The organism is Pseudomonas monteilii (genome assembly GCA_001534745.1).
Lineage (GTDB): Bacteria > Pseudomonadota > Gammaproteobacteria > Pseudomonadales > Pseudomonadaceae > Aquipseudomonas > Aquipseudomonas alabamensis.
The window spans coordinates 3,398,199-3,421,334 of the sequence record CP013997.1; the positions used below are offsets into that span (position 1 = coordinate 3,398,199).

The window sequence follows — 23,136 nt, forward strand, 5'->3', positions numbered from 1 at the left end:
GTGGCTTGCCCGGTCACCTTTTGTTCGCCGCGTAAAGGATCTACCCTCATGTCCAGTGTCACCCCCTTCCCCCGCCGGCTGCTGGCCGACACCTCGCCCTCGGCCCTGGTCGCAGGGTTCATCGCCATGCTCACCGCCTACACCAGTTCGCTGGTGCTGATGTTCCAAGCCGGCCAGGCCGCCGGGTTGAGCAGCGCGCAGATCTCGTCCTGGATCTGGGCGCTGTCGATCGGCATGGCGGTGTGCAGTGTCGGCTTGTCGCTGCGTTATCGCATGCCCATCACCGTAGCCTGGTCGACCCCGGGCGCGGCGCTGCTGATCACCAGCCTGGGTGGGGTCGCCTACAGCGAGGCGATCGGCGCCTACATCGTCTGCGCGCTGCTGGTGCTGGTCTGCGGGCTCACGGGCAGCTTCGAACGGCTGGTCCGCCGCATACCGGCGTCGCTGGCGTCCGCCCTGCTGGCCGGGATCCTGTTCAAGATCGGCAGCGAGCTGTTCGTGGCCGCCGAGCACCGCACGTTGCTGGTGCTGGGCATGTTCTTCAGTTACCTGCTGACCAAGCGTCTGTCGCCGCGTTACTGCGTGCTGGCGGCGCTGGTGGTCGGCACCGCCTTGTCCGGCGCGCTCGGCCTGCTCGACTTCAGGGGGTTCACGCTGGAGCTGGCGCAACCGGTGTGGACCACGCCGACCTTTTCCCTGGCGGCGACCATCAGCATCGCCCTGCCGCTGTTCGTGGTGGCGATGACCTCCCAGAACATGCCGGGCATGGCCGTGCTGCGCGCCGATGGCTACACGGTGCCGGCCTCGCCGCTGATCAGCGCCACCGGCCTGATGTCGCTGCTGATCGCGCCGTTCGGTGCCCACGGGGTCAACCTGGCGGCCATCAGCGCGGCGATCTGCACCGGGCCCCATGCGCACGAGGATCCGTCCAGGCGCTATGTCGCGGCGGTCTGGTGTGGGCTGCTGTACGCCGTCGCCGGCGTGTTCGGGGCGACTTTGGCGGCCCTGTTCGCAGCGCTGCCCAAGGAGCTGGTGCTGTCGATCGCCGCTCTGGCGCTGTTCGGCTCGATCATGAACGGGTTGAGCGTGGCCATGGCCGAGGCGCGCGAGCGTGAAGCCGCGTTGATCACCTTCATGGTCACGGCTTCGGGGCTGACGTTGTTCTCGGTGGGGTCGGCGTTCTGGGGGATCGTCGCGGGGCTGATTGCGCAGGCGATTCTGACAGGGCGCAGGGGGTCAGTGGGGCGGTGACGGACCCGACGCCATCGCGGGCAAGCCCGCTCCCACAGGTCCGTGACAGCCGGTTTCAGCGAGGTGTGGTGGGGTTGATCGCGCAGGCGATTCTGACAGGGCGCAGGGGGTCAGTGGGGCGGTGACGGACCCGACGCTATCGCGGGCAAGCCCGCTCCCACAGGTCCGTGACAGCCGGTTTCAGCGAGGTGTGGCGGGGTTGATCGCGCAGGCGATTCTGACGCGATGAGGCGGGACGCCGCGGGCCCATGTGGGAGCGGGCTTGCCCGCGATCGGGCCCGCAGGGCCCGTGCGTGCTGGAGCATGGAGCATGGAGCATGGAGCATGGAGCGAGCGAGCGAGAAGACCATGGCTTGTGCCTCAGATGCCCCCAAATGAAAAAACCCGGCCAAGGCCGGGTTTTTCGCACTGCTGGGACCGCTTACTTCTTGCTGCGGCCCTTGAAGGTGCCGTCGCGGGTATCGATGTCGATCATTTCGTCGATCTCGATGAAGTCGGCAACCTGGATTTCAGTGCCGTTGGCCAGCTTGGCAGGCTTCATGACCTTGCCGGAGGTGTCGCCACGGGCGGAACCTTCGGTGTAGTCGACGCGGCGGCTGATGGTGGTCGGCAGCTCGACCGACACCAGACGGTCTTCGAAGAACACGGCTTCGCAGACGTCGGTCATGCCTTCTTCGATGTACGGCAGAACGGCTTCGATGTCCTCGGCGTTCAGTTCGTACATGGTGTAGTCGGTGGTGTCCATGAACGTGTACGAGTCACCGCTGATGAAGGACAGGGTCGCTTCTTTACGGTCCAGGATCACGTCGTCCAGCTTGTCGTCGGCGAAGTAGACGGTTTCAGTCTTGTAGCCGGTCAGCAGGTTCTTCAGCTTGGTCTTCATGATCGCGCTGTTGCGACCGGACTTGGTGAACTCGGCTTTCTGTACCAGCCATGGGTCGTTTTCGATCCGCAGGACGGTGCCGGGTTTCAGTTCTTTACCAGTTTTCATTACGAGTATCCGAATCTGGATGGATTTATAAAAAATCGAGGCCGCGTATCATAGCCAATTTCGGTAAAACTGTACCAGCGCCATGGCGAGGTCCGGCCGAGCGGCCTGTGCGGCGCTCCACTGCCGGGCATGGGCGCGCCAGGCGTCCCAGTGCGGCGACAGCTGGCGCCAGGCCTGGCCCATGTCCTGGTTGGTGTTCCAGGCGCGCCACAGGTTGGCCACGGCCTCGGCCAGCGGCGCGGGCGCTTCCTGCAGGTACTGCGCGAGAAACGCCTCGAGCTTGTCCAGGTGAGCCTGCTCCTCCTGCACATAGATGTGCCAGAGCAGCGGCCGGGCCGCCCACTGGGCGCGGACGAACGAGTCCTCGCCGCGCACCGCGTTGAAATCGCAGCTCCACAGCAGACGATCGTAATCGTCCTGGCTCAGGAACGGCAGCACCTGCAGGGTCAGGCTGCCGCGCACGACCGGCGGGCCGGCCTCGAGTATCGACGCCCCCAGCCAGGCCTGCACGTCCCCGATCACGCGCCCTTCCGGCACCAGCAGATGGCTGGGCTGGGCGTCCTCGGCCAAGGCGGTCAGCCAGGTGCCCACCTGAGGGTTCTCGTAGGCGAACAGCGACAGCAGCCGCGCACCGGGCGCCGGGTGGATGCCCAACCGTGCCAGGAACGCTTCGCGCACGGAGGCCTCGTCCTGCAGGGCCTGGCGCTGGGTGAGCAGCGTGGCTTCGCGCAGCAGCCCGCCGGTCTTCGCCGTGAAGCCCGGGAAGAAGAACAGCATGCGCAGGCCGTTGCCCTGGGGCGACCACAGCCCATGGCAGCCCTCGACCCAGGGTTCGGCGCTGAGGTACTCCAGGTTGATCAGCAGCGCCGGCACCGGACGCGCGCTCAAGGCGTCCAGGTACGCGGGGGGCAAGCGGCAACCGAAGGCGGCGATGACCACATCGGCCGTGTCCGTCGCAGACCAGGTGTCCTCCCAGCGGCACACGGTCACGCCCTCGAGGTGCTGGACGGCGGCAGTGACGTCGGCACGCGGGCAGAGGCGCCCGAACGCCTGGGGGTCGTCGACCCATAGACGCACCGACAGCGCATGCTCCTCGGCCAACTGTCGGGCCAGGCGCCAGGTCACGCCGATATCGCCGAAGTTGTCCACGACCTTGCAGAAGATGTCCCAGGTGGCGCTCACGCCCGCTCCTCGTGTGTGGGCCCATGAAGCGGGCGATTGTGCGAGCAAACGTCGACGGAGGAAAGCCTCGCGAGGCGGGCAGCGTCGTGGGACGGTCGGGGTGGCACGCGGGCCTGCGCCCCACTACGCTGCCTTCAGGGTCGGTCGTCCGCCCTGTTCCATCGTTCGCAGGACTGGCACTCGTGCGCCGCCATGCGACAATGGCCCACGTTCCTTCTGTCCCGCAGGCACCGCCATGTCCGATTCCCCTCGTCGCAGCCTCACGCCGCTTCACCTGATCCTGTGCATCGCCCTGGGCCTCTGGCTGGGCGCGGTCGCCATCGCGGCCAGCGCCTGGCTGGCCTGGCGGATTTGGCCCAGCCAGGTCGAGCGCGTGCTGCCGACGGCCCCGACCCGCGTCGAGACGCCTGCCCGCCCCGCGCCACCGCCCGGCACGAGCGAGGCGCAGCAACAGATGTTCGAGCGCTACCAGCAGACCCTGCAGCGTGAACAGGATCGCCAGGCCGTGGACGCCGCCCAGGCCGACCCGCGCAATCTCGACAACCCGCGCTGTCAGTTCTGGCTGGAGCAGCACCGCAACGCACCGACGGACAAGAGCCAGGCTCAGGTCCAGGCGTTGTGCCGCTGACATGGACAAGCACGCCCTGCTCCAGGCGATCATCGCCACCCTGGAAGAAAACGTCCGCACCCTCGAACGGGCGGCGCAGACGGCCTATGAAGCCGCCACCGCCGAAGAGAACATCGCCGAGAACAAGTACGACACCCTCAGCCTGGAAGCCTCCTACCTGGCCACCGGCCAGGCCCGGCGTACCGCCGAGATCCGCCAGGCGCTGCTCGCGTTTCGGCAGCTGACCCTGCGCGACTACGACCCGGCACGGGGCATCCAGGTCAGTCAGCTGGTCGAGCTGGAGGACGCCCAGGGCGCAGCGCGCCTGGTGTTTCTCGGCCCCGAAGGCGCCGGCCTGAACATCACCCTGGCAGGCCGCCAGGTCACGGTCATCACGCCGCGCTCGCCACTGGGCCAGCAGTTGCTCGGCAAGCGGCCAGACGACGAGGTTCGGCTGTCGATCGGCGCCACCGCGCAGTGCCTGTCGATCGTCGAGGTGACGTGAGCCGTCGCGCCACTGTCCGATCACTACCGCGTCACCTGCCGTGATGCCCTGCCTTCGTCCGAAGAGGTCCCGATGGATACCCCGCCCCTGAGCCGTGCCTTGATCCTGCTGATGGCCACGGCCACCGGTCTGGCCGTGGCCAGCAACTATTACGCCCAACCGTTGCTGCACAGCATCGCCGAGTACTTCGGCCTCAGCACCGTCAGTGCCGGCAGCATCGTCATCGCCGCGCAGCTGAGCTACGGCGTGGGCCTGGTCTTGCTGGCACCGCTGGGTGACCTGTTCGAGCAACGCCGGCTGATCGTGGTGATGATGGGCGTGGCGGTGCTCGGACTGTTGATCAGCGCCAGTGCATCCAGCCTGCCATGGCTGATCGTCGGCACGGCGCTGACCGGGCTGTTCTCGGTGGTGGCCCAGGTGCTGGTGCCGATGGCCGCGGCGCTGAGTTCGCCGGCCGAGCGCGGACGCGCCGTGGGCACCTTGATGAGCGGGCTGCTGCTCGGCATCCTGCTGGCGCGCACCGCGGCTGGATTCACCGCCGAGCTGGGTGGCTGGCGCGCCATCTACTGCCTGGCCGCGGTGCTGATGGCGATCTGCGCCATCGCCTTGCACCGCAGCCTGCCGGTGCACCGCAGCCACGCCGGCCTGAGCTACCCTGCCCTGCTCGGCTCGCTGTTCGTCCTGTTCCGCGAAGAACCCGTGCTGCGCCTGCGCGCTGCATTGGGGTTGCTGTCGTTCAGCCTGTTCGCGCTGTTCTGGACACCGCTGGCCTTCCTGCTGGCCCGCGAGCCGTACCACTACTCCGACGCCACCATCGGCCTGTTCGGGCTGGCCGGGGCGGCCGGTGCACTGGCGGCGAACTGGGCCGGGCGCCTGGCCGATCGGGGCCAGGGAGCGCTGGGCACCACCGTGGGCCTGCTGGCGCTGCTGGCCGCCTGGCTGCCGCTGGGCCTGGCCGAAACTTCACTGGTCGCGCTGCTGGCCGGTGTCCTGCTATTGGACCTGGCGGTGCAACTGGTGCACGTCAGCAACCAGAACGCGGTGATCGCCCTGCGCCCGACGGCCCGCACGCGATTGAATGCCGTGTACATCACCTGCTACTTCATCGGCGGCGCCCTGGGTTCACTGCTCGGCACGCAGCTGTTCGAACGGGCCGGCTGGATGGGCATCGTCTGGGCCGGCGTGGCCATCAGCACCCTGGCCCTGCTGGTGTGGGGCGGGGCCGAGCATGCACGGCGACGCGCCGCGCGGGTAGCCGCCGCCGTGTGAGAACGCCTGGCTGTCCCTGCGGGCCGTCACCTTGGAGGAAACAAACGGCGCCGTCGGCCGGCGCCCCTGCTACCATGCGCGCGATTTTCGTCCAGCCCGCCCGCGCCCCGCGATGACCGCCCGCGCCCGGCCTTCGAGGAGCCCCGCATGCCCCTGTCCCGCCCTCCACTGCCGCTGGGCCTGCTCAGCCTGAGCCTGGCCCTGTACGGTGTACCCGTGTTGGCCGAGACGGGCATCGAACTCGACGCCCTGCGTGTGTCCGACACTTACGATGCCGACAGCGAGCAGGCCCCACAGGCCAGCGTCGGGCAGTTCCAGAACACCCCGGTGCTCGATACGCCCGCTGCCATTCGCGTGTTCGATCGCGCGCAGCTGGAGGACCGCCAGGTCCGGCAACTGAGCGAGGTGCTGCACGGCGATGCCTCGGTCGGCGAAAGCTACGCACCGATCGGCTACTACGAGAACTTCAACGTTCGCGGCTTCACCCTCGATGCCGCCAGCAGCTACCAGATCAACGGCCAGACCGTCGTCGGCGAGCAGAACGTGGCGCTCGAGAACAAGGAACGGGTCGAACTGCTCAAGGGGCTGTCGGGGCTGCAAAGCGGCGTCTCCGAGCCGGGCGGGCTGATCGACTACGTGACCAAGCGCCCGGAAGACGTGCGCCGCGTGACCCTGTCGACCAACGATCAGGGCGAGCGCTACCTGGCCACCGACCTGGGCGGTTGGTTCGGCGGCGAGCGGCAGTTCGGCCTGCGCGCCAACCTGGCCCACGAGGACATCCGCAGCTACGTCGACCATGCCGACGGCCGACGCGACTTCGCCTCCCTGGCGTTCGACTGGCAGATCAACCCGGACGCCACCTTGCAGCTCGATGCCGACTACCAGCACCGCGAGCAGCGCTCGGTGCCCGGCTATCAACTGCTCGGCGGGGATCGCCTGCCGCACCACGTGGACCCGAACGACCGGCTGGCCTACCAGCCTTGGGCCAAGCCGGTGCAGAGCGATGCCCTGAACCTCGGTGGACGTTTCGAGTACCGCTTCGACGACGACTGGACCGGCACCGTGAGCGCCTCCCACAGCCGCGTGGTGATCGACGACTACAGCGCGTTCGCCTGGGGCTGCTACGGCGCCGCCAGCTGCGCCGGCCTGGACGTGCCGAACCACTTCAGCCCCGACGGCGAGTACGACATCTACGACTACCGCAGCCCCGACGACACGCGCCGCACCGACGAGCTGCAGGCCACGCTCGGCGGGCGCTTCACGGCCTTCGGCCTGGCGCACGCCGTGACCTTGGGCAGCAGCGCCCGCCGGCGCACGCTCGACCAGCGCCCCTATTACAACGAATGGGTCGGCAGCGGCCAGATCGGGACCGGTGCGCCCTGGGTCGAGCCGTCGACGCGCGCGGTCGGTGCCAGCGTGCGGCGCCTGGACAGCCGGCAGTACGGGGTGTTCTTCAGCGACCGCATCACGCTCAGTGAACGCTGGCAGGTGGTGGTCGGTGCGCGTGAAGTGCGCCTGGACGAGCGCGCCTGGGCCGAGGACAAGACCCTCGACCGACACACCCAACGCTACGAACTGCTGCCCAATGCCGCGCTGCTCTACAAGCCGCAGGCCGATACCACGCTGTACCTGAGCTACGCCAAGGGCCTGTCGGACGGCGGCACGGCGCCCTGGTTCACCCGCAACGCCGCGCAGATCCTGGCGCCGACCGTGTCACGACAGCTCGAACTGGGCGTCAAGCACGACTGGCATGGCATGAGCCTGAGCGCAGCGCTGTTCCAGATCCGCCAGGCCTACCAGTACGCACGGCCGCAAGACGGTGGCTTCACCTACGTGCAGCAAGGGCAGCAGAAGAACCTCGGGCTGGAGCTGGGTGCCAGCGGCGCGCTGACCGACAACCTGCGCCTGCAGGCCAGCGCTGCGGCCTTGCGCGCTCGCGTCGAAGACAGCGGCACCTCGGCCTACGAAGGCCACCAGGCGCTGAACGTGCCGAACCTGCGCCTGGCGGTGCAGGCCGAGTACAGCCTGCCGGTGCCTGGCCTGGCGCTGCTGGGCGGTGCGCGCTACAGCGCCAGCAAGTACGCCGACCGCACCGGTGACGTCGCCGTGGGCGGCTACACGGTAGTGGATGTGGGCGCTCGCTATCGCACCCGCCTCGGCGACTACGACACGACATGGCGGCTGACCGTGGACAACCTGTTCGACAAGCGTTACTGGCGCGACGTGGGCGATTACCTGGGGGATGCCTACCTGTTCCAGGGTGCGCCGCGTACGGCGCGGTTGTCGGCGTCGGTGGACTTCTAGCGGCTGCGCCCGGTCCTGTCGCGCTTCGCACAGGACCAGGCGACACGGGCGAGTTCGCCTTCAGAAACGAAAAACCCCCGAAGGTTTTCACCTTCGGGGGCTCTTCTGAATGTGGCGGTGAAGAAGGGATTTGAACCCTTGATACGGTTTCCCGTATACACACTTTCCAGGCGTGCTCCTTCGACCACTCGGACACTTCACCGTTTCTCTTCAAGCTGTTCAGCCTGTCGAGGCGCGCTAATTTAGTCGAAGCCCTGGACGATGGCAAGCTTTTTTTCAGAATTTTCATGCGCTTAAGCCGTCTGGCCGGAAACCTGCCCCGGACAGGGCTATCCGGCCAATCGAACCGGCGGTTCGGCAGGGCCAACGTATGGGTGCGCACACTGGCGCCAGCGGCCCAGTCCTGCCTGACTGGCCGGTCAGCCTTGCTGCTTTACCTGGCCGCCCGCGCTGGGTAACGTCGGCGGCTCATCCATCGAAAGGACGCTGTCATGACCGAGCTGATCACCTACCACTGCGAAGACGGCGTTGCCCTGCTGACCTTGAACAACGGCAAGGTCAACGCCATCTCGCCAGCGGTCGTCGAGGCCTTCAACACCGCCCTGGACCGCGCCGAGCAGGACCGTGCGGTGGTGGTGATCACGGGGCAGCCGGGCATTCTCTCGGGTGGCTACGACCTGAAGGTGATGACCAGCGGCCCCCAGGCGGCGATCGACCTGGTCAGCGCCGGTTCGAGCCTGTCCCGTCGCCTGCTCGCCCACCCCTTCCCGGTGATCGCCGCCTGCCCTGGCAACGCGGTGGCCAAGGGCGCGTTCCTGCTGCTGTCGAGCGACTACCGGATCGGCGTCGACGGGCCTTACAAGATCTGCCTGAACGAAGTGCAGATCGGCATGACCATGCACCATGCCGGCATCACCCTGGCGCGCGATCGCCTGCAACCGGCGGCGTTCCAGCGCGCGGTGATCAATGCCGAGGTGTTCGATCCGCAGCAGGCGCGTGAGGCTGGCTTCCTGGACAAGGTGGTGTCGCCGGAGCAACTTCACGAGACTGCCCTGGCTGCGGCCCATGAGCTGAAGAAGCTGAACATGCGGGCGCACCGGGAGACCAAGCTGAAGGTGCGCAAGGTGCTGCTGGAGACGCTGGACGAGGCGATCGGGCTGGACAAGGTGTACTGAGATCGCTGTTGGTGTGTGGTGAGCCCGTCCACAAGGCAGAAGGGTCGCTGACCCATACCCTATCTTGATCAGACCGGCCGTCCCGGACCTGTAGGAACAAACTTGCTTGCGATGCAGGCGGTGACGGGCCGGACGCCATCGCGGGCAAGCCCGCTCCCACAAGCTGCTTGCGCAGCCATGCCGGCACTGAACTGACAGGCTGCAGCGATCTAGGTGGGAGCTGGCTTGCCAGCGATAGGGCCCTGTCAAGCGCCGCCTGCATCGCGGGCAAGCCCCACAAGCTGCTTACGCAGCCATGCCGGCACTGAACTGACAGGCTGCAGCGATCTAGGTGGGAGCTGGCTTGCCAGCGATAGGGCCCTGTCAGGCGCCACCTACGTCGCGGGCAAGCCCGCTCCCACAAGCTGCTTGCGCAGCCATGCCGGCACTGAACTGACAGGCTGCAGCGATCTGGGTGGGAGCTGGCTTGCCAGCGATAGGGCCCTGTCAGGCGCCGCCTGCATCGCAGGCAAGCCCCACAGGATCCCGCGATAGCCTGCAATGCCGTAGTACGCCCCCTTGCAGCTTTTCAGTGCACAGCCGTACACTGCCCCGCGAACCTTTGGTTGCGAGCCTTTCCATGCTTTATCTTCTGCGCATGATGCTTCTCGGCCTGCACGTCGTCCTGGCCAGCCTGGTGGGCCTGGTGATCGGCCTGTGCCGCCCCTTCAATCCAGACAACAGCCGCCTCTTCGCGCGTCTTTACGGCATTCCCGCGACGCGCATCATGGGCCTGCGCCTGAAGGATGAAACCGGCCCTCTGGCCGATCAGCCGCCAGGCTGCGTGATCATCGCCAACCACCAGTCCAACTACGATCTGTTCATCCTTGGCCAGGTCATCCCGCGCTGCACGGTGGCCGTGGGCAAGAAGAGCCTCGGACTGATCCCGCTGTTCGGCCAGCTGCTGTGGCTGGGCGGCAACGTACTGGTGGACCGGGGCAATGCCTACCAGGCGCGCAAGGCCATGCACCTGACCACGCGCAAGCTGCAGAATGGCGCGTCGATCTTCATCTTCCCCGAAGGCACGCGCAACCGCAGCGATCATCTGCTCGGCTTCAAGAAAGGCGCCTTCCACATGGCGATCGAGGCCGGTGTGCCGATCGTGCCGGTATGCGTCAGCCGCTATGCCGCCGACCTGACGCTCAACGGCTGGCGTCGGCGCACGGTGGTGGTGCGCTCGCTGCCGCCGATCCCGACCACCGGCCTGAGCAAGCAGGACATCCCGGCCTTGATCGAACAGTGCCGTGGCCAGATGCAGCAGTGCATCGACCGCCTGGACCAGGAGCGCCTGAGCGACGCCCGCTATCGCTGACATGCCCCTTGCCCGCCAGCGCGGCCGGCCCCAAGCTAGGCCGCAATCGGGCGAGAGAGCAGGTCATCATGGGACGTGTCGTGGCGGCAGCGGTATACAGCGGTGGGCGCAAGGTCACCAACATCGGTATCGATCAAGGCCGTGAATGGGCGACCAAGCCAGGGCACTTCGTCTGGATAGGCCTGGAGGAGCCCTGCGCCCAGGAACTGGAGACCTTGCAGCAGCAGTTCGACCTGCACGAGCTGTCCATCGAGGACGCCCTGGAAAAGCACAGCCGCTCCAAGCTCGAAACCTTCGGCGACGCGCTGTTCATCGTGACCTACTCGCCCGTCCGACAGAACGGGCAACTGCAGTTCATCGAGACACACATCTTCGCCGGCAAGGGCTATGTCATCACCTGCCGCAACGGTCACTCCACCTCCTACGCCCAGGTGCGCCAGCGCTGCGAGGCGCGTCCGCTGCTGCTCGAGCACGGCGAGGACTTCGTGCTGTACGCGCTGCTGGACTTCGTCACCGAGAACTACCAGCCGGTCAGCGAGGCGATCCACGAAGAGATCCAGTCCTTGGAGCAACGGGTGCTGGCCGGCACCCTGGTGGAAGAGGACATCAAGCACCTGCACCGCCTGCGCCGCGACGTCCTGCGCATGAAGCGCTACGTGGCACCGATGGTGGAGATCAGTGAGGAGCTGCAACGGCTGAAATTCCCCTTCATCGACAAGAACATGCGCCCCTACTTTCGCGACGTGCAGATCCACGTCAAACGGCAGATGGAAGACCTCTCCACCGTTCACGAGATCGCCAGCCAGACCATCGAAGTCGGCCTGCTGCTGGATTCGGCGCGCCAGAGCGCGGTGCAACGCAAGTTCGCCGCCTGGGCGGCGATCCTGGCCTTCCCCACGGCCATTGCCGGGATCTACGGCATGAACTTCCAGAACATGCCCGAGCTGAGCTGGCACTACGGCTACTTCATGGTGCTGGGGGTCATCGCCACGGGCTGCACGGGGCTGTTCGTCAGCTTCAAGCGCTCCGGCTGGCTGTGACGGCGTTCAGGAAGGCTTGATCAGGTAATTGATGAACAACCGGAACAGCTCGGTGTGGCTGGCGATGCCCAGGCGTTGGCAGATGTTGTGGCGGTGGACCTTGACCGTACCCTCGGAGATGCCCAGGGTGGCCGAAATCGACTGACTGCTGTGCCCTTGCAGGATCAGCTTGGCCACGTGCCGTTGGGTTTCGGTCAACTGCCCCTGGAGGATTTCCACGAAGGCGTCTTCCATCACCGGGTCGGCGCGGGTCGGATCGCTCAGGTCGTCGGCGTGGCGCAGGCTCAGGTGCAGCCCGAATGCCGACTCGATGACCGGGGCCAATGCGGCCAGCGCCTGCAGCTCGGCCTCGCTGAAGGCGCCCTGGTCCAATCCGCGCATGAGCGAGTAGACCAGCGCGGTCTTGGGCTGCACCGGGACGATGAAGCCGATTTCCTCGATCAGGCTGCCATGGTGCGAGGACACGCACGGGTGGATGTCACGCGAGATGGAAAACCCCGAGGCATGGAAGCTGTCCGGGGCCAGGTCGCTCATGCGCCAGAGGCCCGCCGGGTGCTGGTGGGTGCAGGCCACGTAGAACGGGTCGAGCAGGTAACCGCCACGCAGGTAGGCCTTGAGCGTGCGCTCGGCCACGCGCTGGCGGTAGCCGTCGTGCACCAGCACCGGCGGCTGGTTGAAGCGAAACAGGTAGGCGCAGCTCATGTCGAAGGCGAGCGTGGCCTGCACCGCGGCATCGACCGCCTGACCCAGGCGCTCAGAGCCGATGGCATCGATGACGTAGGCAAGGCGAGAGACGTCTGCGGCGTTCATGGGGTGGCGACCCTGGGGCGATGGACGATGCGCCGGTCGAAGCCGACCCTGCCGGTGGGCAAGGTCGCGACGCGGCGCTCATTGAACGACGCCCAGTGGCTTCAGTGCAACTGCGCGCCGACCCGCACGGCGACCTCGGCCTGCTCTTCACGCCCCAGTTCCACGGCCTTGGGCACGGCCAGCCAGTACGCCAGGAAGATGCCGAGCACCCCGCCACTGAGCTTGCCGAGGATCAACGGCAGGATCAGCGTCGGCTGGAAGTTGGCCGAATAGGCCAGGTGATCGCCGAAGGTGAAGGCCGCGCACACGGCGAAAGCGATCACCAGCACTTTGTCCTTGGGCGGCATGTCGGCGACCAGGCGGAACATCGCCAGGATGTTCGCCGATGCGGCCAGAATGCCCGCCGCCCCGACCGGCGACAGCCCCAGGCGCCCGGCCACCGCTTCGATGGGCCGGGACAGGAACCGCTTGATCAGGTACACCATCGGGAACGCGCCGCAGAGCATGATGCCCACGTAACCGGCGATCTCCAGCGCCCGGAACTGGTCCGCCTTGTCGGCGATGATCGGCGCGAAGCCCCAGCCCCCGAACAGGTGGGTGAAGACGCCGGTGAAGTACTCGACGATCGACGCCACCAGCACCAGGGTCACCGCGGCATACATCAACTGCCCCAGGCGCAGGAACAGGCTGACCATCAGGTTCGGCATGAAGCGCAGCGCAGCGGCCAACGCACAGCAGAACAGGATCAGCGGCGACAGGTTCTGCAGCAACTGCCCCAGGGAGAAGTGCAGCACCTGGGTCGGTGCGCCGCTGGTGGCGATGTCCGGGCGTACGCCGAGATCGAGCCACTGCATCCCCAGGGCGATCAGGACGATGCTGACCGGGATGCTCAGCAGGCCGGCCATGATCCCCAGCGCCATGTACTTGTGATCGGCCTTGTCGAGCATGGCCAGCCCCACCGGGATCACGAAGATCACCGTCGACCCGCACTGAAAGCCGGTGATCAGCCCGAGGATCCAGCCTTCGGGGCTGTGGGACAGGGCCTGCGCCAGCTGGTAGCCGCCCAGGTCGGAGGCGATGAAGATCGGCCCGGCGATCCCGGCATCGGCCCCCATCGCCAGGAACATCGGGCCGATGACCTGGCTGATGAAGCTGGAAATGAACGGGATGGAGGCCATGATCCCGGCCACGGGGATGAAGATCGGCCCGATGCTGTGGAGCCCGGCGGTGAACTCCTTGGCCAGCTCCGATTCGGCGTTGACGATCGATGCGATCGCGCCGATCACGGCGCAGACCATGATGAGGTAAATGACGTACGTGCCTATGTTTTCCATCTGCTGCCTCGTTCTTGTTGGCTATTGTGGTGTGGGCAGAATTGAAAGGGTGTGGCGCGCGCCTGGGGCGCTGTCGTTGTAAATGAAAAGCCCGGCAGGGTGAGCCGCCGGGTGGGGTTCACATGGCGGTGTAGGCGTTGTCGACGAACAGGTGCGAGCCGCTGACGAAGCTGGCGTCGTCGCTGGCCAGGAACAGCGCCGCCGAGGCCACCTCGGCCGGGTCGCAGAGACGGCCTTGCATCGTCTTGATGGCCTCGTCGGAAGCATCGACGCCCAGGCCGCGCAACAGGTCCAGCTCGCGGCGACCATGGGCGGTGCCGATGAAGCCAGGGCAGATGGCATTGCTGCGGATGTTGCGGTCGCGGTACTCCACCGCCAGCGCCCGGGCGAACATGTGGCAGGCGCCCTTGGTGGTGCAGTACAGCACCTCCATGGGCGTGCCGACCACGGCGGAGATCGACGAGGTGCAGATGATGCTGCCACCGCCGGCGGCGAGCATGCCGGGCAGCACGGCCTGGGTGACCAGGAACATGCTCTTGACGTTGACGTTCATCAACCGGTCCCAGTCGGCTTCGGTGGTGTCCAGGAACGGCCCGGCGGCGATGATACCGGCGTGGTTCATCAGCACGGTGATGGGGCCGAAGGCCGCCTGCGCCTCGCGCACCGCCTGCTGCACCTGGTCGGCCACCGAGACGTCGGCCGGCAGGAACAGCGCCTCGCCGCCCGCGGCATTGATCCGTGCAGCGACGACCTCGCCCTGGCTGGTCGGCAGGTCGAGCATCGCGACCTTGGCGCCCTGTGCGGCGAACAGCTCCGAAGCCGCCAGGCCGCAGCCGCCTGCACCGCCGGTGATCAACGCGACCTTGCCTTGAAGACGTCCCATGGTATGCACTCCTCGCTGTGATCAGCTGTTAGGTTTGTGCGTTTACGCTAAGGGGCGTGGGCGGGGGCGTCCATATAGTCCAGGGTATAGGGAGGGGCTGGCAGAGGGAATGGCGAGTGGGAAGCAGGGCCATTGATCGATGGCTAATCACGGGCCCATGCACCCGCGCGTGACAGACTTCATGGGCCCTGCAGGCCCAATCGCGGCCGGTCCGGCGCCACGGCTGGGGCCGCTCACCCGTAACCCCACCGCGGGGTTGCAGGCTATCGCGGTCCCCTGTAGGAGCGGCCCCTGTGCCGCGATTGGGCCCGCAGGGCCCACAAAACCAGCCAATCCGCCAGAACAGGCGATAAAGCAAAGCCCAGCCCCCTGTGGGAGCGGGCTTGCCCGCGATGACGGCCATGCAGTCACCATCGCCCCCAAGCCTATCCACCCCTGTAAAAGCAGACGTGCCTGGCACCCGCCCCAACGAAGCCGACCCTCGCCTTACTCCGCCGCGGGCGTACGCTTCTTCAACGGCGCCATCCCATCGGCACTGGCCAGGGGCTTGGCCTTCGGACGAGCAGCCGGCTTGCGCTTGGCGGCGGTCTTCTTGTCGGTCTTCTTCTCGACCTTTTTCTTCTTGCTGCCCGCTGCCTTGCCCGAGGCCTTGACCTTCTTCGGCCCGTTGTAGGTGCCCTTGACCTCCTTGATCACCCGACGCTCGAACTGCTGCTTGAGGTAGCGTTCGATGCTCGACATCAGGTTCCAGTCGTTATGGCACACCAGCGAGATCGCCAGACCTTCGGCGCCAGCCCGCCCGGTACGCCCGACACGGTGCACGTACTCGTCACCACTGCGCGGCATGTCGAAGTTGATCACCAGGTCCAGGCCTTCGATGTCCAGCCCGCGCGCCGCCACGTCGGTGGCCACCAGCACCTTGGAACTGCCCTGCTTGAAGCGCTCGATGGCCAGCTTGCGGTCCTTGGAGTCCTTCTCGCCGTGCAGCACGAACACCTTCACGTCCTGCGCCACCAGGTGTCCGTACAGACGGTCGGCCCAGGCGCGGGTGTTGGTGAAGATGATCGCCTTCTGGTAGGTCTCGTTCTGCAGCAGCCACTGGACGATCTTTTCCTTGTGCTGGTCATGATCGGCAGTGATGACCTGCTGACGGGTGCCTTCGGCCAGCTGCGAAACACTGTTGAGCATCAGGTGCTCAGGGTCCTTGAGCACCTTGCCGATCACATCGCGCAGCGCCGCGCCACCCGTAGTGGCGGAGAACAGCAGGGTCTGCTCGCGGTTGGCGCACTCGTGGCACAGCCGCTCCATGTCTTCGGCGAAGCCCATGTCGAGCATGCGGTCGGCTTCATCGAGGATCAGCACCTGCACGTGGGACAGATCGAGGTTGCCGGCATTGAGCTGCTCGAGCAGGCGCCCCGGTGTGCCGATCAGCACGTCCGGCACCTTGCGCAGCATGGCTGCCTGTTCCTTGAAGTCCGCGCCGCCCGTGACCAGGCCCGACTTGATGTAGGTGAACTGCGAGAACAGCTGCACCTGCTTGAGGGTCTGCTGCGCCAGCTCACGGGTCGGCAGCAGGATCAGCGCACGGATCTCCACACGGCGCTCGCGCAGGTCCACCAGCCGGTTGAGCATGGGCAGCACGAACGCCGCCGTCTTGCCGCTGCCGGTTTGCGCCGTGACCCGCAGGTCTCGCCCTTGCAAGGCCGGGGGGATGGCCGCTGCCTGTACCGGGGTCGGCTCGACAAAGTTCAGCTCGGCCACGGCTTTGAGCAGGCGTTCATGCAGGGCGAATTGGGAAAACACGGGATGTAACCTCGGGCATGTGCAGAAATTCAGTTGCATAGGGTAACGTTTTCCGTGCCCATAGCCGAGTTTCTTTTATCCAACACACCGCCGTTACGCGGTCTAATAGCGCCTGATTTCGCAACGATGGCCACACGCTTCCCATGGATATCCGACAACTCTGGCTCGACACCCTCGACCTCTGGGGCTCCCTCGACCAACACCCCCTGCTCCACGCCAGCCTCGGCCTGGCCGTGCTCTTCGGCGTCTCGCTGGTCCTGGGCCGCCTGGCCCGCTTCCTGGTCCTGCACGGCAGCCGCCTGCTGGCCCGCCAACCGGCCCTACGCTGGCTGGACGACCTGCGGCACAACAAGGTCTTCCATCGCCTGGCCCAGACCACGCCATCACTGGTCATCCAGTTCGGCCTCAAGCTGGTGCCGGGCCTGAGCGCCGTCACCCTGCACTTTCTCGACAACCTGGCGCTGGCCTTCACCCTGCTGTTCATGACCCTGGCCCTGGCCAGCCTGCTGGACGCCCTGCTCGACATCTACGCGCGCACCGAGCACGCCCGCACTCGCTCGATCAAAGGCTACGTGCAATTGGCGAAGATGGTCCTGTGGGTGTTCAGCGCCATCGTCATCGTCGCCACCCTGATCGACCGCTCGCCGCTGCTGCTGCTCTCGGGTCTGGGCGCCATGTCGGCGGTGCTGCTGTTGGTCTACAAGGACACCCTGCTGTCGTTCGTCGCCAGCGTGCAGCTCACCAGCAACGACATGCTCCATGTCGGCGATTGGATCGAGATGCCCCAGGTCGGCGCCGATGGCGATGTGGTGGACATCACGCTGCACACGGTCAAGGTGCAGAACTTCGACAAGACCATCGTCTCGATTCCCACCTGGCGGTTGATGAGCGAGTCCTTCCGCAACTACCGCGGCATGCAGCAAGCGGGTGGACGGCGGATCAAACGCAGCCTGTTCATCGACGCGACCGGCGTGCGCTTTCTCACCGCGCCTGAGGAACGCACGCTGAGTCAGGTGCGTTTGCTGGGCGATTATCTGGTCGGCAAGCAGCATGAATTGACCGCCTGGAACGAGGCCCTGGGCCCTGCTGGCGAGGTGACGGCGAACCGGCGGCAACTGACCAATATCGGCACCTTCCGCGCCTTCGCACTGGCCTACCTGCGGCATCACCCCGAGATACGCCAGGACATGACCTGCATGGTCCGGCAGATGGAACCGACCGCCCAAGGGGTGCCGCTGGAGATCTATTGCTTCACTTCGACCACGGTGTGGGCGGAGTACGAGCGGATCCAGGGGGATATCTTCGATTACCTGCTGGCGGTGCTGCCGGAGTTTGGGCTGGGGGTGTATCAGCAGCCCAGTGGGGCGGATTGGCGGGTGGGGTTGGCGGGGCGGGGGCGTGATCGGGCTTTGCACAGCCTCAAGGAGATGAGTGAGGCCTGAGGTGGCTGGGGCTTGCGCCCGCCAGGGCGCGAGTCTTTCTCTCGCACGAGCCAGTGATCGCGATGGATTATCCAGATGTAATCCGTCGTGCAAGGCAGTTATCGACTCAAGTCTATTAGGCGCAACGCTGCGGTTCATCTGCTGCGTGTGCTGATCGGTCAAGGGCTGCATGAAGGTAGCGCTTGGCGATCACGCCTTCCCATTGTAATTGCTGGCGTCGCTGAGGGTTTCCGCTATCGTGCTGGCTGTACATCTAGAATATAGATAACGCTATGCCAAGTTCGTCACTCGTTGTGCGCGTTTTTTTCGCATGCTGTCTTTGCCTTGCCACCGCTAATCATATCCATGCAGACGTTTCGCATGGATTGCTCTGGGACTACGGATACGGGTCTAGCGCTTACTTAGCCAGCCGTCTTTTCTGGGGCGCCCTCACGTTTTTGGACCCACTTGCGGCACTGCTGCTTTTCGTCAAACCGAGAGCCGGAGTCGTGCTGACGGCGGCAATTATCGTAGTCGACGTAGCGCACAACACATTCTACGTCGCCTTGAAGCAACAGTGGCTAGAGCCATTCTATCTGTCCCAGGTAGCCTTCCTTATTCTGGTATCCCTACTCTCACCCATGGCTTGGAATGACCCTGTTCGAGGGGCAGGGCTCATCCATCCAGCTCGAGAATAATGCGTAAAAGTACGGGAATACGCCTTTTACAGGTGAGGCCATTATGCATGCATCCGGCTCATGGGCTGAGCCGGTCCCATTGCTGGCGCACGAAGGCTGCGGCACTGCCGAACCAGACCAGCCAGGCCAGTGCTACCTGCCAATGGGCGAATATGGCTTGTGGCTCACCCATAAAAAATATGGTCGCGATCAGCGAGAGAAGCAGTGCCACGACGGCTAGCGGTATCCTGACCAGCCCGATGAACCCGCGAGCCATGCCCCATTTCCTCAACAGGGTCAAGCTGCCCAGTAGCAGGGACAAGATGAACAATAAAAACGGAATACCGATGAGCGCCATCGCGGGCTCCACTTCGCCGCCATCCTCTCCTGGCACATAGTAGCTGGCGTACCAGAGCTCTTGGCATATGATAAAGGTCAGATAGATCACTGCAATCGGCGCGATTGGAAAGATCAGCACGCTGATGACATGGGTGGCGATTTTCATGATTCAGTCCTGTCCTTAGACATTGTTCCCAACCTGTAATACGGGATAGGCTGCCTCTGCTTTAGTTTCCACCTTTGCTATTAAGGAAACTCGCATGAAAGGGCTGCGCACTGCCGCTGCCGTATTTGAACATATCCATTCTACCTGGGAGTCTCTACGCGCAGCGTTTGACAGGCCTGCGAAACGGGTGAGAGATCGAACTGCGGTCGACATCGTACAGACACGAAAATGCGTTGGCGGCGTTGGATGCCAACGCGAACGCAGTCCGTGGGGAGAGTGCTGAGCTCGTTGCGGCGAGCATTGGGCCGGGATGATCAACTGTTTCAACGCTGGGTGGACGCCTGCTTCATTGCCGACCGCGTATAGTGATCGTCGGCCATGACGCTCATAAAGCCTTGGCGTTACCCAGCCAGGCAGTCCATCAAGCGGCTGCGCTTCCTGATTACCTGCGTTAATACAGCGAGTGCAGGCTGACTGTCTAGCCGCACATTGGTCACCGCGCTCAGTCAACATTCAATCTGCGTACAAGGAATCACTCGATGCATCATTCCATCAGTGCTGGTCGCTACCAAGCCAAATTTTCTCGCAGCGCCTGCGCGTGGCTAATGATTGATGGGATCGGTATTGAGCAGTGGGTTGCCCGGCACCTGGACTATCAGGACGCAGCAATGCTTGCCCTTTCATTGATCTGGCTGATCAATGAGGATGAAGAGGCTCTGGCCAAACGTCGATTCGCTATTGGTGAAAACAACACCTCAACCTTGGTACCACTGCTGGTTTGTTCAGACGATATGGACTTCGACTGCACCGTGCTCATGGTCGAGCAGGTCGTTGCAGACGGAGTGGTGACGTGGTCAAGGTTTGGGCTGAGTGTTTCGGACGGATTGGAGGTGGGTGTGCAAACGCGGTGGATGGAGGACTGCAAGCCGGCATCCTTTCTCGCCTCTGAGTTTCAACAGGCGCTTGAAGATTTCGAAGGGATCCTAGCCAACTGGACTGAAAGCTGACGCCTTGATGGCCGACTGGCTTCATCTGGAGACCTGCAGCCTGAATCATCTTGTTGGGCACACACGTCGCGTGGTGATGGTTCGTCCTCTGCCAAGCCACCAGTCGCTGGAAGAACGTCAGCACGGCAGCTTGCAGCATGTCTGGTGCAGCGTCGCGCTGGGTCAACGTCAGGTAAAGACTATCCAGCCCAGCAAACAACGCAGGGTCGGTGCTGTGGGTCTCTACGAAAGGCGTGAAGCCCTTTGTCGCTCCGATACCCTCCTCCTGTTGCACCGAGGCCAGCCACTCGGCATCGACGTAGAACATCCGATAAGCCCAAGGCTGGCCCTGCAAGGGATTGCACGCATGCACCACACCAGGGTTCATCAACACGACACTCCCGGCTGAAATGTGACGGACACTTTGCCCGTTCAGGTAGCTGCTCTGCCCTGCCATGATCGCGCCGATGGAAAAGGTGGCGTGAGCGTGGCTTGCGTGACTGAAGGTGCGGCCATCCTCTACATTCCGGATCTCGATATGGGGAACAGCCGGGTGACGCCAGTAGTGGGACATGGATTCTCCAATCCGTTAGAGCACGTTTTTCATTCCGTCGATGACTGAGGCGCAAGACAGCCCTGCCCCAATCCTAGCTTCAGTTCCTGATCCATGCGCGTCGTTTACGCGTCCTCGGCCATCAGCTCGCTTGAGGTGCCTTCACCGTCGGCGTCACCACCTACAGCCCCGTGGGTATCGGCACTCAGGTAAAATATCGTTGTCTTCCACGCGGATGTCTGGAGCGTTCGTCGTCATGTCCCTTCTGCTCACACTCCCCCAGAATCACGCTGGCCGCGACTTCATCGTGGGCGACATCCACTTCAAGATCCGTGAGCTTCACAGAGGCCTGCAAGCGCTCGCTTTCGATCGGTCTGTCGACCGGCTGATCGCCGTGGGGGATCTCATCGACCGTGGGCCAGACATGCTGGACGGCCTCACCTTGCTGGGTGAGCCCTGGTTCTTTTGCGTGAGGGGCAATCACGAGCAAATGCTCATCGACGCCTATCGCGCCAATCCTCACCTGCCCTATTCGGCGCACGGTGCAGGGTGGTGGATGACGATCGATGAGTCATCGAAGCCCATGATCATCGCCAAGCTCGAGAGCTTGCCCCTGGTCATCGAGGTGGAGACCGCTCGAGGTCGGGTAGGTGTGGTGCATGCTGATGTGCCTAGGGGATTGGCCTGGGACGAGTTCACCCAACGGCTTGCAGACACGCAGGTTCAGGCTGTCGCACAGTGGGGCCGCGAGCGGATCAAAACGCATCAGGCGCACGGCGTAGGGGGCGTCTGGCGTATCTGTGTCGGGCATACATGGGTTCCTCATGCTCTGCGGCTGGGGAATGTCGTTGCCCTGGATGTGACGGGGGGTGGTGAGGGTCCGCTGGCGATCTATTCGGTTCAGGAAGACAGCGTTTACGTGAAGGGTGAAACCTCGGAACCTACTCAGGCAAAGCCTCTCAGTGAGTAACTGAGTGAGCTTGGGTAATCGCTCACCTCACTGAAAATCCTGATGAACGCAAACGGGCTACTTGAAATTCGAATCGCGAGTTTTGATGTTGAGGCCCGTATTTGGCAGATACCTCTATCTGGCTAGCCTGAACCGTTCAAGACAGCTTTGAGGCTGCTAGAACAGTTTGCCATTCCAGCCTGAGCATCTAAGCTGTTTGAGAGGACAATTCCTAACTTCGAGGATGCAAAGGATATGCGTAATAAAGGTCAGTCTTGGCTCCTGCCGTTACTAGTTTTCTTTGTCGTTCTCTGGGCGATTGGCAAAAAAGACCCATCTGAAATTGATCCTCCAGTGAGCCCAACGCCTGTGAACACGTTGGCAATAGCGTCATCACCTGAACCCCAACCCACTCAAGACTCAGCACCAGAGCACTTCGTCAACGCGGACAAGCTGAATCTGCGAGCGCAACCAGGTGGGAAAGTAATTTCAAGCCTCAAGCGTGGTGAAAAGGTACAGGTTTTTGAGCAGCGTGAGGAATGGGCGCGCATCAGCTTTGATGGGCAGCCTCAGCGTTGGATTTCCTACAAAAATCTATGTAAAGGCTTGAACTGCTTTGTTACCTCGAAGCCAAAGAGGGAACGCCCTGCTCCTCAACCCGCTCGAACGGCAACACCTGATTACGGATCATCATGCCCTTGCTCTTCAGGTCGCATCTGCATCGGCCCAAGAGGGGGCCGCTACTGCATCACATCTGGCGGCAACAAGCGATACGGCGTTTAGGTCTTGTACGAAAAGTCAGTGTGATCAGAATGGCCGCCATGACTGCTTGGAGGCCCACATGTCGAGGCGTTACGAACTCTCTGATGCATCGTGGGAACTGATCAAGGTTTTGGTTTCTCCACAACAGATAACGGGCCGTCGTCGCAGCGAGGATCGCTTTGTTCTCTCCGGAATTCTCTGAGTTCTAGGTTCGGGCGCTACCCGGCCTGATCTGCCTGAGCGCTTTGGGTCTTGGTCAACGGTGTGTCGGCGTTTTCATGACTGGCGCAACGACAGCACATTCGAGCGAGTACTGGAGCGTCTGCACATTCGGCTGGGCTAATTGACTTGGACACCTGAATGATCGACCCCACCGCGATACGAGCAACCCTAGCCCTTCAGGCGCCGCGAAAAAAGGGGTTTGAAAAACCGTTAAACTTTGCCTTGGGACGCAATCGAGGCGGTCTGACCGCCAAGATTCACATGGTTTGCGCTATCAATGGCGTCCCACTGTATTCAGGCTTTCATCAGGATAAGCCAGTGATATTCCCCCCGCTCAGCTGTACTCTCAAGCGAATGTTTGACTGGCTGAAAGAGGACCCTCGGATCGCCCCGTGCTTCGAAAAACTCGCAAACAGCTATGCTGCCATGGTCTCACTAGCCTGTGCCATGGGTGTTGACCACATCTTTTTCGTACTAGAAGCCTAATCATGATGCTTTGCAATGGAAAAACAGGACATCGAAACAATGAAATGCTGGCTCAAGACGCTACTGATCG

Annotated in this window: 18 protein-coding genes and 1 tRNA gene; 11 read left to right on the forward strand and 8 right to left on the reverse strand. The window is 63.9% G+C overall.

What is annotated here, in order from left to right; translation table 11 throughout:
* Positions 1-48 precede the first annotated feature (48 nt).
* Positions 49-1,251 carry a hypothetical protein gene (locus tag APT63_14490; GenBank protein AMA46725.1) on the forward strand — a complete coding sequence of 401 codons (1,203 nt, stop codon included), beginning with the start codon at positions 49-51 and terminating at the stop codon, positions 1,249-1,251.
* Positions 1,252-1,672: 421 nt separating this feature from the next.
* Here the strand turns inward: APT63_14490 and APT63_14495 are convergent, their stop codons facing one another.
* Both APT63_14495 and APT63_14500 read right to left on the reverse strand, forming a co-directional pair.
* Positions 1,673-2,242 carry an elongation factor P gene (locus APT63_14495; GenBank protein AMA46726.1) on the reverse strand — a complete coding sequence of 190 codons (570 nt, stop codon included), beginning with the start codon at positions 2,240-2,242 and terminating at the stop codon, positions 1,673-1,675.
* A 48-nt stretch (positions 2,243-2,290) separates the two neighbouring features.
* On the reverse strand, positions 2,291-3,424 hold the full coding sequence (locus tag APT63_14500) for a hypothetical protein (GenBank protein AMA46727.1): 1,134 nt from the start codon (positions 3,422-3,424) through the stop codon (positions 2,291-2,293).
* 235 nt (positions 3,425-3,659) lie between these two features.
* Between APT63_14500 and APT63_14505 the strand changes: the two genes are divergently transcribed.
* The 4 genes from APT63_14505 to APT63_14520 all read left to right on the forward strand — a co-directional run bounded on the left by APT63_14505 (position 3,660) and on the right by APT63_14520 (position 8,109).
* Positions 3,660-4,052 carry a hypothetical protein gene (locus APT63_14505; protein AMA46728.1) on the forward strand — a complete coding sequence of 131 codons (393 nt, stop codon included), beginning with the start codon at positions 3,660-3,662 and terminating at the stop codon, positions 4,050-4,052.
* Between the two features lies 1 nt (position 4,053).
* Positions 4,054-4,536 (forward strand): transcription elongation factor GreAB, encoded by a 483-nt coding sequence (locus APT63_14510; protein AMA46729.1) that lies wholly within the window; start codon positions 4,054-4,056, stop codon positions 4,534-4,536.
* A 72-nt stretch (positions 4,537-4,608) separates the two neighbouring features.
* Positions 4,609-5,805 carry a transporter gene (locus tag APT63_14515; protein AMA46730.1) on the forward strand — a complete coding sequence of 399 codons (1,197 nt, stop codon included), beginning with the start codon at positions 4,609-4,611 and terminating at the stop codon, positions 5,803-5,805.
* Between the two features lie 147 nt (positions 5,806-5,952).
* Positions 5,953-8,109 carry a TonB-dependent receptor gene (locus tag APT63_14520; protein AMA46731.1) on the forward strand — a complete coding sequence of 719 codons (2,157 nt, stop codon included), beginning with the start codon at positions 5,953-5,955 and terminating at the stop codon, positions 8,107-8,109.
* A gap of 112 nt (positions 8,110-8,221) precedes the next feature.
* Here APT63_14520 and APT63_14525 read toward each other — a convergent pair.
* Positions 8,222-8,311: transfer RNA gene (locus APT63_14525), tRNA-Ser, on the reverse strand.
* Between the two features lie 289 nt (positions 8,312-8,600).
* Here APT63_14525 and APT63_14530 point away from each other — a divergent pair.
* The 3 genes from APT63_14530 (at position 8,601) to APT63_14540 (ending at position 11,675) form a co-directional block, all read left to right on the forward strand.
* A complete protein-coding gene (locus APT63_14530) occupies positions 8,601-9,284 on the forward strand; it encodes an enoyl-CoA hydratase (GenBank protein AMA46732.1) in 684 nt (227 codons plus the stop codon).
* Positions 9,285-9,903: 619 nt separating this feature from the next.
* Entirely contained in the window at positions 9,904-10,635 is a 732-nt protein-coding gene (locus tag APT63_14535) for an acyl-phosphate glycerol 3-phosphate acyltransferase (GenBank protein AMA46733.1), read from the forward strand.
* Between the two features lie 68 nt (positions 10,636-10,703).
* Positions 10,704-11,675, forward strand: a complete 972-nt coding sequence (locus APT63_14540) for a magnesium transporter (GenBank protein AMA46734.1) — start codon at positions 10,704-10,706, stop codon at positions 11,673-11,675.
* A 6-nt stretch (positions 11,676-11,681) separates the two neighbouring features.
* Here APT63_14540 and APT63_14545 read toward each other — a convergent pair whose 3' ends face one another.
* The 4 genes from APT63_14545 to APT63_14560 all read right to left on the reverse strand — a co-directional run bounded on the left by APT63_14545 (position 11,682) and on the right by APT63_14560 (position 16,544).
* The gene (locus APT63_14545; GenBank protein AMA46735.1) at positions 11,682-12,485 is read right to left on the reverse strand and encodes a helix-turn-helix transcriptional regulator; all 804 of its coding nucleotides are present in this window, start codon (positions 12,483-12,485) and stop codon (positions 11,682-11,684) included.
* Between the two features lie 101 nt (positions 12,486-12,586).
* Complete coding sequence (locus APT63_14550) at positions 12,587-13,819, reverse strand: ethanolamine utilization protein EutH (GenBank protein ID AMA46736.1); 1,233 nt, start codon at positions 13,817-13,819, stop codon at positions 12,587-12,589.
* A gap of 118 nt (positions 13,820-13,937) precedes the next feature.
* A complete protein-coding gene (locus APT63_14555; protein AMA46737.1) occupies positions 13,938-14,702 on the reverse strand; it encodes an oxidoreductase in 765 nt (254 codons plus the stop codon).
* A gap of 486 nt (positions 14,703-15,188) precedes the next feature.
* Entirely contained in the window at positions 15,189-16,544 is a 1,356-nt protein-coding gene (locus APT63_14560; protein ID AMA46738.1) for an RNA helicase, read from the reverse strand.
* Positions 16,545-16,648: 104 nt separating this feature from the next.
* On the opposite strand from APT63_14560, the gene APT63_14565 reads away from it, so the two are divergent.
* Positions 16,649-17,947: a mechanosensitive ion channel protein MscS gene (locus tag APT63_14565; protein ID AMA46739.1), complete on the forward strand. Its 1,299-nt coding sequence runs from the start codon at positions 16,649-16,651 to the stop codon at positions 17,945-17,947.
* A gap of 735 nt (positions 17,948-18,682) precedes the next feature.
* Here the strand turns inward: APT63_14565 and APT63_14570 are convergent.
* A complete protein-coding gene (locus APT63_14570; GenBank protein ID AMA46740.1) occupies positions 18,683-19,108 on the reverse strand; it encodes a hypothetical protein in 426 nt (141 codons plus the stop codon).
* Between the two features lie 539 nt (positions 19,109-19,647).
* On the opposite strand from APT63_14570, the gene APT63_14575 reads away from it, so the two are divergent.
* On the forward strand, positions 19,648-20,115 hold the full coding sequence (locus tag APT63_14575) for a hypothetical protein (GenBank protein ID AMA46741.1): 468 nt from the start codon (positions 19,648-19,650) through the stop codon (positions 20,113-20,115).
* A gap of 788 nt (positions 20,116-20,903) precedes the next feature.
* Positions 20,904-21,617, forward strand: a complete 714-nt coding sequence (locus APT63_14580) for a hypothetical protein (protein AMA46742.1) — start codon at positions 20,904-20,906, stop codon at positions 21,615-21,617.
* Positions 21,618-23,136: the final 1,519 nt, after the last annotated feature.

Bases quoted from the DNA above. Each gene is read 5' to 3' on its own strand.
- APT63_14560 (AMA46738.1), bottom strand. From the start codon at position 16,544: ATGCAACTGAATTTCTGCACATGCCCGAGGTTACATCCCGTGTTTTCC.
- APT63_14530 (AMA46732.1), top strand. From the start codon at position 8,601: ATGACCGAGCTGATCACCTACCACTGCGAAGACGGCGTTGCCCTGCTG.
- APT63_14520 (AMA46731.1), top strand. From the start codon at position 5,953: ATGCCCCTGTCCCGCCCTCCACTGCCGCTGGGCCTGCTCAGCCTGAGC.
- APT63_14515 (AMA46730.1), top strand. From the start codon at position 4,609: ATGGATACCCCGCCCCTGAGCCGTGCCTTGATCCTGCTGATGGCCACG.
- APT63_14555 (AMA46737.1), bottom strand. From the start codon at position 14,702: ATGGGACGTCTTCAAGGCAAGGTCGCGTTGATCACCGGCGGTGCAGGC.
- APT63_14580 (AMA46742.1), top strand. From the start codon at position 20,904: ATGTCCCTTCTGCTCACACTCCCCCAGAATCACGCTGGCCGCGACTTC.
- APT63_14575 (AMA46741.1), top strand. From the start codon at position 19,648: ATGCATCATTCCATCAGTGCTGGTCGCTACCAAGCCAAATTTTCTCGC.
- APT63_14540 (AMA46734.1), top strand. From the start codon at position 10,704: ATGGGACGTGTCGTGGCGGCAGCGGTATACAGCGGTGGGCGCAAGGTC.
- APT63_14550 (AMA46736.1), bottom strand. From the start codon at position 13,819: ATGGAAAACATAGGCACGTACGTCATTTACCTCATCATGGTCTGCGCC.
- APT63_14570 (AMA46740.1), bottom strand. From the start codon at position 19,108: ATGAAAATCGCCACCCATGTCATCAGCGTGCTGATCTTTCCAATCGCG.
- APT63_14505 (AMA46728.1), top strand. From the start codon at position 3,660: ATGTCCGATTCCCCTCGTCGCAGCCTCACGCCGCTTCACCTGATCCTG.
- APT63_14545 (AMA46735.1), bottom strand. From the start codon at position 12,485: ATGAACGCCGCAGACGTCTCTCGCCTTGCCTACGTCATCGATGCCATC.
- APT63_14565 (AMA46739.1), top strand. From the start codon at position 16,649: ATGGATATCCGACAACTCTGGCTCGACACCCTCGACCTCTGGGGCTCC.
- APT63_14510 (AMA46729.1), top strand. From the start codon at position 4,054: ATGGACAAGCACGCCCTGCTCCAGGCGATCATCGCCACCCTGGAAGAA.
- APT63_14495 (AMA46726.1), bottom strand. From the start codon at position 2,242: ATGAAAACTGGTAAAGAACTGAAACCCGGCACCGTCCTGCGGATCGAA.
- APT63_14490 (AMA46725.1), top strand. From the start codon at position 49: ATGTCCAGTGTCACCCCCTTCCCCCGCCGGCTGCTGGCCGACACCTCG.
- APT63_14535 (AMA46733.1), top strand. From the start codon at position 9,904: ATGCTTTATCTTCTGCGCATGATGCTTCTCGGCCTGCACGTCGTCCTG.